Annotated in this window: 26 protein-coding genes and 1 tRNA gene; 25 read left to right on the top strand and 2 right to left on the bottom strand. The window is 67.9% G+C overall.

Going from position 1 to position 12,601, the window contains the following annotated elements; genetic code table 11:
- From IMZ11_RS02540 to IMZ11_RS02445, 20 genes are all read left to right on the top strand, one after another.
- Positions 1–429, top strand: a complete 429-nt coding sequence (locus IMZ11_RS02540; protein ID WP_228637276.1) for a DUF6221 family protein — start codon at positions 1–3, stop codon at positions 427–429.
- On the top strand, positions 426–593 hold the full coding sequence (locus IMZ11_RS02535) for a hypothetical protein (protein WP_228637275.1): 168 nt from the start codon (positions 426–428) through the stop codon (positions 591–593). Before IMZ11_RS02540 ends, IMZ11_RS02535 begins: the two co-directional genes overlap by 4 nt.
- On the top strand, positions 590–988 hold the full coding sequence (locus IMZ11_RS02530; RefSeq protein ID WP_228637274.1) for a DUF6221 family protein: 399 nt from the start codon (positions 590–592) through the stop codon (positions 986–988). Before IMZ11_RS02535 ends, IMZ11_RS02530 begins: the two co-directional genes overlap by 4 nt.
- The gene (locus tag IMZ11_RS02525) at positions 985–1,557 is read left to right on the top strand and encodes a hypothetical protein (protein ID WP_228637273.1); all 573 of its coding nucleotides are present in this window, start codon (positions 985–987) and stop codon (positions 1,555–1,557) included. Before IMZ11_RS02530 ends, IMZ11_RS02525 begins: the two co-directional genes overlap by 4 nt.
- Before the next feature lie 2 nt (positions 1,558–1,559).
- A complete protein-coding gene (thyX, locus tag IMZ11_RS02520) occupies positions 1,560–2,342 on the top strand; it encodes an FAD-dependent thymidylate synthase (RefSeq protein WP_228637272.1) in 783 nt (260 codons plus the stop codon).
- Positions 2,315–2,674: a hypothetical protein gene (locus IMZ11_RS02515; RefSeq protein ID WP_228637271.1), complete on the top strand. Its 360-nt coding sequence runs from the start codon at positions 2,315–2,317 to the stop codon at positions 2,672–2,674. Before thyX ends, IMZ11_RS02515 begins: the two co-directional genes overlap by 28 nt.
- Entirely contained in the window at positions 2,671–2,838 is a 168-nt protein-coding gene (locus IMZ11_RS02510) for a hypothetical protein (protein ID WP_228637270.1), read from the top strand. Before IMZ11_RS02515 ends, IMZ11_RS02510 begins: the two co-directional genes overlap by 4 nt.
- Positions 2,835–3,053 carry a hypothetical protein gene (locus IMZ11_RS02505; RefSeq protein ID WP_228637269.1) on the top strand — a complete coding sequence of 73 codons (219 nt, stop codon included), beginning with the start codon at positions 2,835–2,837 and terminating at the stop codon, positions 3,051–3,053. The genes IMZ11_RS02510 and IMZ11_RS02505 overlap by 4 nt, the downstream gene beginning before the upstream one ends.
- Positions 3,050–3,667 carry a hypothetical protein gene (locus IMZ11_RS02500; protein ID WP_228637268.1) on the top strand — a complete coding sequence of 206 codons (618 nt, stop codon included), beginning with the start codon at positions 3,050–3,052 and terminating at the stop codon, positions 3,665–3,667. The genes IMZ11_RS02505 and IMZ11_RS02500 overlap by 4 nt, the downstream gene beginning before the upstream one ends.
- Positions 3,667–3,822 carry a hypothetical protein gene (locus IMZ11_RS02495; RefSeq protein ID WP_228637267.1) on the top strand — a complete coding sequence of 52 codons (156 nt, stop codon included), beginning with the start codon at positions 3,667–3,669 and terminating at the stop codon, positions 3,820–3,822. The genes IMZ11_RS02500 and IMZ11_RS02495 overlap by 1 nt, the downstream gene beginning before the upstream one ends.
- A 47-nt stretch (positions 3,823–3,869) precedes the next feature.
- Positions 3,870–4,157 (top strand): hypothetical protein, encoded by a 288-nt coding sequence (locus IMZ11_RS02490; protein WP_228637266.1) that lies wholly within the window; start codon positions 3,870–3,872, stop codon positions 4,155–4,157.
- Positions 4,158–4,313: 156 nt separating this feature from the next.
- The gene (locus IMZ11_RS02485) at positions 4,314–5,225 is read left to right on the top strand and encodes a hypothetical protein (RefSeq protein WP_228637265.1); all 912 of its coding nucleotides are present in this window, start codon (positions 4,314–4,316) and stop codon (positions 5,223–5,225) included.
- Positions 5,226–5,534: 309 nt separating this feature from the next.
- The gene (locus tag IMZ11_RS02480; RefSeq protein ID WP_228637264.1) at positions 5,535–5,795 is read left to right on the top strand and encodes a hypothetical protein; all 261 of its coding nucleotides are present in this window, start codon (positions 5,535–5,537) and stop codon (positions 5,793–5,795) included.
- Positions 5,796–5,952: 157 nt separating this feature from the next.
- Positions 5,953–6,300 carry a hypothetical protein gene (locus IMZ11_RS02475; protein ID WP_228637263.1) on the top strand — a complete coding sequence of 116 codons (348 nt, stop codon included), beginning with the start codon at positions 5,953–5,955 and terminating at the stop codon, positions 6,298–6,300.
- Positions 6,300–6,437, top strand: coding sequence for a hypothetical protein (locus IMZ11_RS02470; protein ID WP_228637262.1), 138 nt, complete (start codon positions 6,300–6,302; stop codon positions 6,435–6,437). Before IMZ11_RS02475 ends, IMZ11_RS02470 begins: the two co-directional genes overlap by 1 nt.
- Complete coding sequence (locus tag IMZ11_RS02465; RefSeq protein ID WP_228637261.1) at positions 6,437–6,634, top strand: hypothetical protein; 198 nt, start codon at positions 6,437–6,439, stop codon at positions 6,632–6,634. Before IMZ11_RS02470 ends, IMZ11_RS02465 begins: the two co-directional genes overlap by 1 nt.
- Before the next feature lie 352 nt (positions 6,635–6,986).
- A tRNA-OTHER gene (locus IMZ11_RS02460) sits at positions 6,987–7,096 on the top strand.
- Positions 7,097–7,329: 233 nt separating this feature from the next.
- Positions 7,330–7,743 (top strand): hypothetical protein, encoded by a 414-nt coding sequence (locus IMZ11_RS02455; protein ID WP_228637260.1) that lies wholly within the window; start codon positions 7,330–7,332, stop codon positions 7,741–7,743.
- 18 nt (positions 7,744–7,761) lie between these two features.
- The gene (locus tag IMZ11_RS02450) at positions 7,762–7,920 is read left to right on the top strand and encodes a hypothetical protein (protein WP_228637259.1); all 159 of its coding nucleotides are present in this window, start codon (positions 7,762–7,764) and stop codon (positions 7,918–7,920) included.
- An 18-nt stretch (positions 7,921–7,938) separates the two neighbouring features.
- Complete coding sequence (locus IMZ11_RS02445) at positions 7,939–8,103, top strand: hypothetical protein (RefSeq protein ID WP_228637258.1); 165 nt, start codon at positions 7,939–7,941, stop codon at positions 8,101–8,103.
- Positions 8,104–8,214: 111 nt separating this feature from the next.
- Here the strand turns inward: IMZ11_RS02445 and IMZ11_RS02440 are convergent, their stop codons facing one another.
- Complete coding sequence (locus IMZ11_RS02440) at positions 8,215–8,529, bottom strand: hypothetical protein (protein WP_228637257.1); 315 nt, start codon at positions 8,527–8,529, stop codon at positions 8,215–8,217.
- A 94-nt stretch (positions 8,530–8,623) separates the two neighbouring features.
- Here IMZ11_RS02440 and IMZ11_RS02435 point away from each other — a divergent pair, with 94 nt between their 5' ends.
- Entirely contained in the window at positions 8,624–8,848 is a 225-nt protein-coding gene (locus tag IMZ11_RS02435; RefSeq protein ID WP_228637256.1) for a hypothetical protein, read from the top strand.
- 2 nt (positions 8,849–8,850) lie between these two features.
- Positions 8,851–9,306, top strand: coding sequence for a hypothetical protein (locus IMZ11_RS02430; protein ID WP_228637255.1), 456 nt, complete (start codon positions 8,851–8,853; stop codon positions 9,304–9,306).
- A gap of 659 nt (positions 9,307–9,965) precedes the next feature.
- On the opposite strand, the gene IMZ11_RS02425 is transcribed toward IMZ11_RS02430, so the two are convergent.
- Positions 9,966–10,679: a hypothetical protein gene (locus IMZ11_RS02425; protein WP_228637254.1), complete on the bottom strand. Its 714-nt coding sequence runs from the start codon at positions 10,677–10,679 to the stop codon at positions 9,966–9,968.
- Here IMZ11_RS02425 and IMZ11_RS02420 point away from each other — a divergent pair.
- The 3 genes from IMZ11_RS02420 to IMZ11_RS02410 all read left to right on the top strand — a co-directional run bounded on the left by IMZ11_RS02420 (position 10,660) and on the right by IMZ11_RS02410 (position 12,508).
- Positions 10,660–11,802 carry a hypothetical protein gene (locus tag IMZ11_RS02420; RefSeq protein ID WP_228637253.1) on the top strand — a complete coding sequence of 381 codons (1,143 nt, stop codon included), beginning with the start codon at positions 10,660–10,662 and terminating at the stop codon, positions 11,800–11,802. The genes IMZ11_RS02425 and IMZ11_RS02420 overlap by 20 nt on opposite strands.
- A 12-nt stretch (positions 11,803–11,814) precedes the next feature.
- A complete protein-coding gene (locus IMZ11_RS02415) occupies positions 11,815–12,150 on the top strand; it encodes a hypothetical protein (RefSeq protein WP_228637252.1) in 336 nt (111 codons plus the stop codon).
- 211 nt (positions 12,151–12,361) lie between these two features.
- Positions 12,362–12,508, top strand: coding sequence for a hypothetical protein (locus IMZ11_RS02410; RefSeq protein WP_228637251.1), 147 nt, complete (start codon positions 12,362–12,364; stop codon positions 12,506–12,508).
- Positions 12,509–12,601: the final 93 nt, after the last annotated feature.

The following is a 12,601-nucleotide window of genomic DNA, read 5'->3' as shown; positions in this document are numbered from 1 at the left end:
ATGAGCGACCCCCGCGACCCCCGCGACCCCCGCGACTCGCTGGTCGAGTTCCTGTGCGCCCGCTGGGACGAGCGCGAGCGTGTGGCGAAAGCCGCCATTCAAGGCCCGTGGCGAACGGGCGAGGCAGCGGAACACCTGATCGATGAAGTGGTCTACGGGACATCGCCCATCAGGAGCACGGCCATCGTTCAGGTCGCCAACCTGGAGATGGCTTGGAACAAGCGCGAGAACGCAGCGCACATCGTGCTGAACGACCCGGCGTACGTGCTCGCGGACATCGCCGCCAAGCGGCGGATGTTGGACTGGATCGAGCGCACCAGCGCATGGGCCGCTGACAACAACCTGTGGACCTGCGACGAGGCCGAGCCGCTCAGACTCCTTGCCAAGCCGTACCAGGAGCACCCGGACTACCCGAAGGACCAGCCATGAACGAACAGCGCACTCCCGTCATTGTCCCCCTGTCGTTCCCTCGGCTCGTCAACGCGCTGTACGCCACCGCGAGCCCGCTGGGTAAGCGTCTGATCCGGGACGCGGTCGGGGAGTTCAACAAGCGCATGGCCGTTATCAACGGCTCGGCGGAGGACCAGCCATGACCGAGCTGATCGCCTGGTTACGCGCCACCATCGAAGGCGACCTCGCCAAAGCCCGGGATGTCGTCCAGCCGGATGATCAGTGGTACACCGCCCGCGACCTGTTCGAGGAAGCGCCGTGCGTGGACTGGGATGAAGGCGAGTTCCTCACTCTATACACCCCGGGCGTAGTGATCGCCCGCTGCGAGGCCGAACTCGCCGAGATCGACGCGATCATGGCGATGCCGCACTACGCCTGGGACGGCCGGTCGGAGTACGGCTGCCCCATGCTCGACCCCGATGCCTACGCGGGGCCGGTGTGCACCTGCGGCCGAGACGCCATCGTGAACCGGCTGCTCCGCATCAAAGCCTCTGGCTACCGCCACCGTCCCGGATGGCAGGAAGGATGGGCGCCGTGAAGCTGCGCACCATCGGTTGGGGCATCTGGAACGGGAGCATCGTCGCCGGAGTGGTGGCCGGGGAGGTCTCCCTTGTAGCCCAAGTCGTCCATGGCGAATATCCGCCTGCTTCGGCTGGCGGGGTGGTGTCGACGATTGGGCTGATACTAATGCTGCCGCTGTTCGGCCTGCTCGTCTTGTCCGCCACGTACGGGCAGGTGCTGGTGGAGCGTGAACAGGCCGCCAATCGTGCCAGGCTGCGTGAAGCGCTCTCCGTGACCAATGGGTTCGAGGGGGGGGCGTTGAGCGCCTGGGACGTCCCAGGGGGCACCTGGGAGGAGCGCTCACCCGAGCAAGCGGAGGTCCGCGCGGCCCGACTTCGGCTGATGGCTCACGTGCACCGCTCGTACGCCGCTCACCTCGATCTCGTAGCGGCTGCCGTTGGTGCTGGATCCGCCGTCAACGCTCTGGTGCAGGCCATGGCCGATGGCGACGCCGCAGACATCGCCGCGCACCCTGACCTCGCCTACCTCGATCTCCAGGTGCGCGGCTTCTACGACGACATGCCAGACACCGGCCGAAAGGGCTGAGGATGCGAACCGTTGAACCCGAGGTGTTCCTCGTCGCCCGCCCCGAACTCGACTACGACGAACTCGCCCGCTACCTCGAAGACGTCGGCGGCCTGTCGTGGCTGGAGCGCCTCGACCGCGACCAGCTCGACGCGCAGAACCTCGCCGAGTTCGCCGGCCGCCTGTGCTACCGCTCGTTCGAGCCGGGCTTGAACCCGAACGTCACCCGGATCAGGACGGAGCAGGACGCTTACCTGCGCAACATCCTCGCCAGCGCCCACGGCTCGGTGCTCGAGCACATCAGCTTCAGTTTCGTGCTGCACAACGTGTCCCGGGTCTTCACCCACGAGCTGGTACGGCACCGCCCGGGCGTCGCCATCTCCCAGGAGTCGTTGCGCTTCGTCCGCCTCGACGAGTTGCCGTTCTGGTTCCCCGACTGGGCGCGCGAAGACGCCGAGCTGATGAAGCGCGCCACGGCCGTGCTCGACCAGCTCGAGGAGTTCCAGACCTGGATGGCCGACCACTTCGGGCTGGACGAGGAAGGCGTGCCGTTCGCGGAGAAGAAGCACCGCACCTCCTTCATGCGGCGGTTCGCGCCCGAAGGCGTGGCGACCGGCCTCGTCTGGACCGCCAACGTCCGCACCCTCCGCAACACGATCGAAGCCCGCACCGCCCAGGGCGCGGAGGAGGAGATCCGCCTCGTGTTCGGCCGCATCGGCGAGCTCATGAAGGAGGAGGCCCCCGCGCTCTTCGGCGACTACGTCATCAAGGACGGGGCGTGGATTCCCGGCTGGCGGAAGGTCTGACCATGGTCGAGATCAGGATGAGGCCGCCCACGCTCCTCGACCGGCTGTGGTACCGCCGCATCAATGAGACGCCGCCGCTCTCTGTGGGCGACTCCGGCCCGTTCGGGCGGAAGCTCGCCCGCCTCGTGCCGTACCGGTTCCGCCGCTTCCATCACGCCTACGCGACAACCTTCGGCTTCTACTGGCTGCCGTGCCCGCTGTGTGGCCGAGAGCATGGCGGCCACGAGGGCGGCAAGACCATCCCCGACCCGATTCATGGGCCGCTCTACGGCATTGTGATCTGCTCCCGGTGCAGCCATTGTCACCCGGACTACCCGAAGGACCAGCCATGAACGAACAGCGCACTCCCGTCATTGTCCCCCTGTCGTTCCCTCGGCTCGTCAACGCGCTGTACGCCACCGCGAGCCCGCTGGGTAAGCGTCTGATCCGGGACGCGGTTGGCGAGTTCAACAAGCGCATGGCCGCTATCAACGGCTCGGCGAAGGATCAGCCGTGAGGCGCTCCGACATCCCCGACGAGCACGTGATCGAGTTGGCCCGCCGCTGGCAGCGCAACGAAGGACCGGGCGTCGTAGGCGCCCTGGTTGCCGAAGGTGTTCCCGAGAAGCTCGCACTCCGCAAGGTCGAACACCTCGTAGACCGGGACCTGCTGGAGTACGGCACCTCCCCGTACCACGCATGGCCGACCGACTACCGCAGCAACCAGCCGTGACCGAGGACCTCGGCTCTCGCGTGGACGCCATCGTCGAGAGAGTCATCTACGGGCGGACACCGGGCCGCGCGTCCGAGCTGGCCGAGCGTCTCGTCGCCACGCACGAACACACCAATCGGCTGTTTGAGGCGTTGGCGGTCAAGCCAACGTTCGCGGAGCCGTCGCCGCAGCCTGCGCAGTGGTCGACCAGCCGCGATGTAGCCGTATACATGTGGTCGTTCCGCCACGGCCCCGACTCGCTCCCTCCACCTCCGACGCCCGCACCCGACGACTTCCCGCAGCGGGTCGTGTTCGACCACATCGAGACGCAGTTAGGTGTCACACCCGGGACGATGGAGCGGCGCAAAGTCGAACCGGAAGCCGACGCGCTGGAGGGCCTCAGAAGCCGCATCTCAGCCAGGCTGATCGCACGCGCAGGGCCAGTGCCCAAACCGTTCAACGATGTGACGCCTGTCCACTTCCGGCACCCGTTCGCCGTCTACGAACTCGCCGAGGGCCGGTTCACTGTGACCAGGAACGGCAGCATGTGGGGGAGGCCGTTCGAGACGTCCGACCGCGAACTGGCCGTGATCGTGTGTGACCGATGGGCGCGAGAGTTCGAGGAGGAGCAGTAATGGCTGTCTACGAGTACACGGCCACCTGCGACAAGGGGCATCGCCTGTACGTGCGGCTGTGCACCAACCTTGGCATGCCGGAAGCGGCGCACTGCTTCTGCGGCAGATCGGCCCACATTACGCTGGGCTTCGGCGGATCACGCGACCTACTCTGAGCAGGCCTTTTGCCAGACTCGGCAAATGGTTCCGAGGAGGGGACCCCGTGGACATCAAAGGCCAGATGCTCAACGTCCGCCGCGCCCTCGACGCCGCCGGACACACCCGCAACGACGGCCAGGGCGGCTACGAACTCAGCGTCGATGAGGGCAAGGTCACGGTCCGCCACATCCTCCGCCCAGGCGAGACGCGCCAGCTCAGATACAAGGTGGTTCGCAAGTACGCGTGGGCGCTTGAGGACGCCGGCTACGGGGTGGAGATCGTCGGCCTCGCCGACGGCGCATCCCGGCTCATCGTCCAGCGCGGACCGTCAGTTGCAGCATCCGGCGCCTGAAACCGCGGCCGGAATCATCACAGCCGCCCAGGTGTTGCGATCAAGAAGAACGGCCCTCCGCCGTCACTCGGAGAGCCGCCCCAAAAACCTCGTCAACACCACCGGACACACCCATACCGGCCTGCCCTTAGCGTATCCACTCGGGGAGGCTGTTTCGTGACGTACTGGCCGCATTCTGACCCCCTGCTCGACGACGACGGGATGCGGGACTGCTCCCGCGCCGAGCACTGCACCAACCCTCGACGGGTAGAGGACGACGGCAGGACCGTCTTGGCCCCCGCCCTCACCCCCCGCGCGTTCTGTGAAGCCGACCGGGCGATCATCGACCGTAGCCTCAGCGAGCTGCCCGAGCTGTATGCCCGCGTCCACGCCGAGATCGGCAACAAGCGGCAAGCCAACGGCCCCAAAGTGTTCGCCAGCAAGACCGCCCCCGTCCCGCTCTCACCGCCCGTCGACGCGCTGCTTCGCCACATGGTGGCCGTCCTCACCTCGTGGGAGGAGCGCGTCCGCGTCGCCGCCGGGCTCACGCTCCTCGACACGGACATCTCCCGTCGCCGCCGCGACCACGTAGCCGTACGCACCGCTTGCGCCGTCCTCACCGCACACCTGGACACGCTCCTGTCCCTCGACGGCGAGCCGATGGTCCGCGGCGTCGAACTTGCCGAACTCGCCGGCGTCGCCCACACCCTGTCCGGGGTCGCCCACCCGAACGCCGGCTACGCCGAAGTGTTCATGCCGCTCGACGGCGCCGACGCCGGACTGGAGGTGCTGCATCTGCACTACCGGTGCCGGACGCTCCTGTCGGAGACCAAGCCGCCGGCGCAGCACCTTCCCGTGCCGTGCAAGGCGTGCGGGTTCCGGAGGCTGTACGAGCGGCGGGATTGGGACGGCAACCCGGACGGTGCGGTGTGCCGCCACTGCGGGGCCCAGTACACGGACAACGAGTTCACCGTGCACCGCGGCGAGGTGTATGCGGCGGAGGCGGCGAAGCGCGCCGTCAGCGGCGGCAGGATGCGGGCGTACGCGTTGCAGGCGGCTGAGTCGGATAGCGGGTCCGGCCGGGCGTAAAGGTGGGAGAATGGGGGAGCGATGGCCGCTTCCCCTCCTCTCCTTGCCGATGTCGCTTATGTCATGTCTCGCGCTGACGGCGGCTACCGAGTGGTGCCTTTCGTTCTGCCGATTGATGTGCCGCCCTCGGCGCTTTCGATGACGGTTGCGGAATGGCTGGCGGTCGAGACGGGACACGCCGAAAAGTAACGGTCGCCCCTATTTGCTAACGCTCTGACCTCGTGCGACACTAAGGATCGAAAGTTGACCTTGCACGCCCACGAACCAGCCCGGTTCGGGGCGTTTTCGCATTTCAGGGGGTGGCCCTGGATGCGAGACGATGACAAGGTCCGCCCGACAACTCTCGCCGCCGCCGCTGCCTTTTTCGGCAAGCCGTGGTCCACAATCCGGGATTGGCCATCCCGCTACGACTCGCCTCGCGTCGGCAAGGTCGGCAGGCTCGTCTACTACGACATGCGGGACCTTGAGACGATCGACGCGTTCAAGAACCTAGGCAAGCCGATCCCGTCCCACGAGGAGCGGATGCGGTATCGCAGGGAGAGCGCGGCACCTCGCGTCTCTGCCGCCTAGACATCCCTATACATCCCAAGACGCGCGCCTTCGGGTGCGCTTGCTCCACTGCGATGTCTTCCCCGTCGTCGTGGTGTTGAGCCCTCCAAGACGCAGCCCGATCCTTGCTGGGGGGTCGGGGTCGGGCTGCGTCGAGACTTCAACCCCCGGAGGCACCATGAGCCAGGCCCCGAGCGTCGGCCGTATCGTCCACTATGTCTCGTACGGCACCCCGAATGGCGAGTACAAGAGCGAGTGTCGGGCCGCGATCATCACGGGCGTCGACGACTACCAGGCTGGCGAAGGGGGCGGCGGGCTGCACGTCGGCCACGTCAGCCTCGCCGTGCTCAACCCCGAGGGCATGTTCTTCAACCGTGCAGTCCTCCACGACGAGGGCGCCGAGACTCCCGGCTCGCCCGACTGTCCCGACAAGGGGTCGCATGGCAACCCGTTCCGCTACTGCGTGTGCGGCTGGATCGAGGGGGCGCACCGTGGCGGCACGTGGCACTGGCCGGAGCGCGCCTGATGGGCGGGCCCGAGATCACCCCCGAGGACATCGAGGTCTGGCATTGCCGCGCCTCGCAATGCACGGCCACCGCCCCCGCCGGTGCCGACGGTTGGGCCGACGACCTCGGCGGCCCGTACTGCGGGGTGCACGGCTGATGATCACAGTGAGCACCGAACAGGAAGCCAAGAGGACGATCCTGCTGCCTCCGGGCCCCGCACTCCTGTACGTGACCGAGGGTGACGCGCCGACCATCACCATCCTCGACAAGGCCGTCATCGATCAGATGCCGAGCCGCGACCGCGCGCTCTGCCGCGCGCTGTTGGCCTACGTCACCGAGCAGTTCGCCACCTGAGAGGGTCCACAATGCCGCCTGCCCAGCAGTGGTGACTGATCCTCGCCCCCCGAAGCTGGACGCTCTGCAGGGTGTCCTCCTGCCATCCCTTCGGGGATGTGCTCGGCGCTTAACCCGGCCTTCGTCGGGGGCGGTGCCAGACCGCCTCATTCCGGTGAGGCTTTTGCTGCTGGCCGTCCTCCGGGGCTGGCGAGCAAGTCCTAGCACCTCCTCGTTGAGGGGCTAGAAGCTCAGCGAAAGAGGTCCGGTAAGCCTCTGCCGCCGTCTCCCGCTTGACGGTGGCTAGCTGGGATCGGCCCGCGTCGGGCGGCGCAGTCATGCGCGGGCCGAATGTCCGCCTTCACGGCGGACCGTTCTCGTAGTCCAGCGGCCTAGGACGCCGTGTTCCGGACGGTTCGAATCCGGCCCGAAAGGGCAAGTGGCCACGGCACGGTAGCGCCGGTTCAAATCCGGTCGAGAACGCGAAGGGACGGCGGCGTGCGTGCCCACGGAACACTGTGCCGCCGTCCCTGAACAACTCCGTCCTACAGGAGGTCTGCATGGCGGCGACCCCCGCGCCCTGCGGATTGATAAGCCTCCGGGCGAAGCAAACGAACTTGTCAAACCTGGGAGACTGGGCAGCATGAGCGGACGTTTCTCGGGCGCGGACTGTTAGGTCCACGCCGAAGAGCTCGGCGGGGCCGAAAGGCTCCCGCATGTCCCGCACCGTCCACCACGTCACCGACAAGCACCGCGACTCGACCCGCGAAGAAGACGCGCGCCCACCGGCACAGTTCTGGCGGATCACCGCACCGATGGCAGGGCACCGCATCCGGTCTCTCCGCTACTCGGCAGCGATCCTCCGGGGTGCGGTCGAGGCTGGCCACCGGCCACGCCCCACTCGGGTCTCGCGCCGCTTGGACGCCCACACCTACCCGCGCACCTACGGCGACCGCTGGATCGCCTACGCGGCGAACCGGCAGGAACGCGCTCTGCGTGCCGCTGACCGTGTCGCGGCAGTCAACACCAGGCATGTTCTCCGGGCCGCCGACGAGCTTGTGGACGCGGCGTGGGATATGGACTGGCCCGACCCTCGTCACCGCCATTTCGCCGTATGGGACTCGTACTGATCGGGCAGAATGGCGTCTATGACGACGACCGCTGCTTTCGCCGGCGAACTGGCCACGACCGTGCCGGATCTCGCGGCTGTGCCTCTCGGTGAGGTGCGCCCGGATGTGCGGCTGCTGGCGAGGCTTGTGCCTGACGTGCCGCGCGTTGATGTGGCGGCGTTCAACTCGTCGATCTGAGCTCTCCGAGGAGGCGTGATGCGTCTCCTCGGACGGAAGACCTGGTACGGGGTTCCCTGCTCGTGCTGCAACGGGCCGCGCGAGGTGAAGGTTGAGCGGGTCCGCGAAGAGCGCGAGTGGCGCCGGGAAGCCGACGACGAGACGCGGGATCGCGGCGCTGAAACACGTCTGGGCCTGACCTGAAGATCAGACCCAGAACCCAAGCCTCGCCAAGCCCAGCATCGCCCCGCCTCGACCAGCCCCGCCTGGCCTGAGCCCAGACTCGCCCAGTTGGTGCACTCAGGATATCGCGCGCTAGAGCGCCGTTTCCCAGCGTTCGGGCTCTCGCCACCAGTCGTCCGGGACGTGCCGGATCGCGACCGGTGAATATGCGTACCACGCCTCGTAGTGGTGTCTGCCCGAGTAGTAGTCCAGTAGGCAGTCCCAGCGGTCCTCTCGCTGATGCCACGCCTGGATGAGTCCGGCGTGCCAGCGCCCGTCGTCGCACAGTACGAGCACTGGCTTGCGCGGCTCGGCGGGCTGTTGCCGTGCGGTGGTTTCGCCTCTGAGGGCGCGAAGCATGGGGCGCGGGCACTGGTGCCATGACGAGCAGGCGGATAGACCGAGCATTCTTCCAGTCTCGAACACATGTGCTATTGATCGCCAGTTGAACCACCGAAGGGCCGTCCAATGGGCGGCCCTTTCCCGTGCCCAGAGGAGCCCCGTGGATCGTGCAGCCGCACTGAGAGCCCAAGCCGACGCCGTCGAGACGCTCGACCGTCTCGAGCGCGACCTGGCCGACGCGAAAGCCGCCCACGAGGACAACCCGACCCCCGAGACCTACGCCGCCAAGCAGAAGGTCGCCCACGCCCTGCGCGCCGCTCGTGAAGCCGCCCGCAGCGAAGGCGTGACCGTCGGCGGCGATGCCTACGTGGACGAGGAGAACTAGCCGTGGCCATCACCCAGTCAGGCATCTACGTCTCGACGATCGTGGACGTGTTCGACACCACCCAGTTGGCGATGAACCTCGACGCTGACACCCTCAAGGCCGCCCTCTATGGCGCCTCGATTACTCCGGACTTCAATGCGGCAGCCGCTTCCGCCGCGTACGGCGCCGGCGTCTACTCCGGCACGGAGCTGACCGGCACCGGCTACACGGCAGGCGGGGCGACTCTCGCGTCCACCACGTTCACTGGCGCGTCCGGTGTGGCGACGTTCGACGCCGCCGACGTGTCGTGGGCCAGCTCGACCATCTCGGGTGCTCGTGGCGTGCTCATCTACGACAGCACATTGACCGGAAAGAACGCGCTGGTCCTTGTGGACCTGGGCAGCTCGTATTCCACTTCGGCGGGCACGCTGGCCATTTCATGGTCCGCTAGTGGGATTTTCCGTCTCGCGCTGGCATAGGTGCCCACAGCCGCCCGTGACCGCCTGCTCGTCTTCGCGCCCATCCGCCTGTTGAGGTGAGGAGGCGGAACGGTGCTGAAGAAGAACTCGTTCTCTGGCGGCACGAACGGCGCGACGATCACCACCGCCAACAGCGGTGGCACCAGCGGGGATGCGTTCAACGACGCCAGCGGCAGTACCTACTCCAGCACTAACGCCACAGGGTCGCGCGCCCCGATGGCGGCGAACATCCCGTCGGGCGCGAGCACCTACGTGGAGTGGTCGGGCCTTTCGCTCGCCGCCCGGACGATCTACGTTCGCGCGCATGTCTACCTGACGTCCGCCCCGACGAGTGCCTCTCCGTTCGTCGGGGTGTACACGGCGGCCTACGGCGGCGTCGCGTTCGTCGGGATCGACACGGCCAGGAAGGTGTATGTCGGGAACGCCTCCAGCACGGCGGTATCTGGGACGACGACGACCGCTGCGATTCCCACTGGTCAGTGGGTCCGCATTGAGGCTCAAATCAACGTCGGCACCACCACCAGCAACGGCACGTGCGAGCTGCGGATTTACACCTCGGCCGACTCCACCACAGCTACGGAAACCAGGACCGGATCTGGCGCCAACTTCGGCACGACACTGCCAACGGTTGTAAATTTCAACGGGTTGCCTGGCGTCGCCTACGGCCTGGATGACATCGGCGTCAGCGACACAGGCTGGCTCGGCCCTGCTGTTTCGAGCCAGAACGCGACCGCTACCCCGTCGGCCGTTGCGGCTACGTCGTCAGTCCCGTCCTCGACCATCTCGGCAGGCGCTAGGACGTCGCCCACACCGGTCGCCGCTACGGCGTCCGTCTCGGCTCCGACTGTCACGGCGACGTCGAACGCCACCGCGACGCCCGCTCCGGTTGCCGCAACGTCCACGGTTCCAGCCCCGTCTGTGGCGACGGGTGCGACCGCGTCTCCCGCTGTGGTGTCTGGGACGTCGTCGATTCCGGCGCCCACCACAACCGTGAGCGCGACCCCGTCACCGTCCACGGTGGCAGCGTCGTCTACGGTGCCTGGACCTGCCGTCACAGCGGTCGTCAAGGCGTCCCCGAGCGTCGTCGCCGGTACAGCTTCGGTTCCGGCCGTGTCGGCGTCTGCGGGTGCTACAGCCTCACCGGGCACGGTCGCCAAGACGACCACGGTCCCGGCGCCCACGATCACCGCTGTTGTGGCCGCGAACCCGAACACGGTCGCCGCCACAGGGTCAGTGCCAGCGCCCACGGTTTCGGCCTCGACGAGCGCGACCGTCACACCCGCTGTCGTCACCGCATCCTCGACCGTTCCGGCGCCCACCGCTTCGGCAGGCTCCACCGCGAGCCCCGCCGTCGTGCAGGCGACCACGAGCATCCCCGGCCCCACGTCGGCCGCCGGCTCAACCGCCAACCCGGCCACGGTCCAGGCGACCTCGACGATCCCGGGCCCGGACGTTCAGGCGAGCTCGACCGCCGCTCCTGGTGCCGTGTCCGCCACGTCGTCGATTCCTGGCCCGACCACATCCACCGGCCTCATCGCCCACCCGGACGTCGTCACCGGATCGGCAACCTTCTCGGCGCCCGTCGTCGCGGCGAGCTCCACGGCCACGCCCGGCATCGTGCTCGCCGCGGCTTCGGTTCCCGCGCCGGATGCCACCGCAGGCGCGACCGTGCTACCGGCCGTCGTCACCGCAAGCTCGCAGGTCTACCAGCCGTCCGTCAGCTACGGCACGGCAGCGACACCAGGCGCCATCACCGCCGCAGCGTCCATCGCCGCTCCGACGGTTTCGGCAGGGCAGACGGTCACGCCCGACGTCGTCACCTCCGCGGCGAGCATCCCGGCGCCCACCGTCCAGGCAGGCAACAGCACCACCATCACACCTGGCGTCGTGGTCGGAAGCGCAAGCTTCGGCGCCCCGAACGTGACGGCCGGTTCGACCGTCAGTCCCGCCGCAGTGAACGCCAGTACCGCCGTGCCGACGCCTGCAACGTCGGCGGGTGTCACGGCGTCTCCCGGCGTGGTGAACGCGTCTACGGCCATCCCAGCCCCGGCGGTCAGCGTCCACACCACCGTCACCCCGGACACCGTCACCGCGACCACGTCCACCCCCACACCCACCGTGGGAGCCGACGGCAACGCCACCGCGGCGCCGGCCACCGTCACCGCCACGGCAGCCGTACACGCGCCCACCATCACGGCGTCCACAACCATCACCGCGGCGACCGTCCTCGCGACCGCCGCCGTTCACACACCCACTACTACCAGCCTGGTCGCCGCCACCCCTGCCACCGTGCAGGCGTACGCGACCATCCCGGCGGCACTCATCTCCACCACAGCCCAGCCGCCAGCCATCCCCGCGGTCTGCACGGTCCCCATCCCCGCCGTCACCACGGGAGGCGGGCCAGCGCTCGGACAACTCGGCGGCTCGCTCGTCGCTGCGAACGTCCTCGGCGGCTCACTCCTGACCGACCACGAGCTCGGCGGCTCACTCGCATAAAGGGAGGTCACAGTGTCCGACTGGGCGAACGTCACCATCCCCGAAGGGGCGAACACCTCCCGGACGTGGCGGCTGACGTCGGACGGCTCACCTCTGGGCCTGTCCGGCGTCACCGTCACCGCCGTCATCAAGCCGTCCGAGCACTACGAAGACGACGACCAACTGGCCCACACCCTCACCCAAGGATCAGGGCTAACCATCGTCGATGCCGCGGCCGGCACGGTGAAGCTGGCGGTCCCGACGGCGGTGACGCAGGCGCCGTCGTCCTGGTTCTACAAGATCATCCCGTCTAGCTCTGGTGAGACTGAGCCGGCCGTAATGGGCTGGATCTACATCACGGACGCTTGACATGGCGAGCCGCGCACAGCAGGTGTGCAGTACGCCGGGCTGCCCGAACTTGACACCGTCCGGCCGCTGTGACACCTGCCGGGCCGAGGCTGAACGTCAGCGGGGGACAGCGAGCCAGCGCGGCTACGGCTCCCGCCACCGTGACCGGTTCAGGGCTGGCGTTCTCGCCAAGCACCCGACATGCGTGATCTGCCAGTCAGCGTCATCAACCGTGGCTGACCACTGGCCGCTCGACCGGCGTGAACTCGTACGGCGGAGCCTCGACCCCGACGACCCCAAGCATGGCCGCGGGCTGTGTAAGTCCTGCCATGACGGTTCCACCGCGCAACGCCAGCCGGGCGGCTGGAACGCCCTCTAGGTGCCGACTTTTCGCAGGTCGCATCCGTACTAGTCGGTAACAACAGCGCTTCGTCGAGCAAGCCCAACAGCCCTCCCACGGCCCCATTTCCCG

The organism is Microtetraspora sp. AC03309 (assembly GCF_020826795.1).
Classification (GTDB): domain Bacteria; phylum Actinomycetota; class Actinomycetes; order Streptosporangiales; family Streptosporangiaceae; genus Microtetraspora; species Microtetraspora glauca.
The sequence above is the reverse complement of the archived record's forward strand: the minus strand, read 5'-3'. Positions and strand labels throughout refer to the sequence as shown.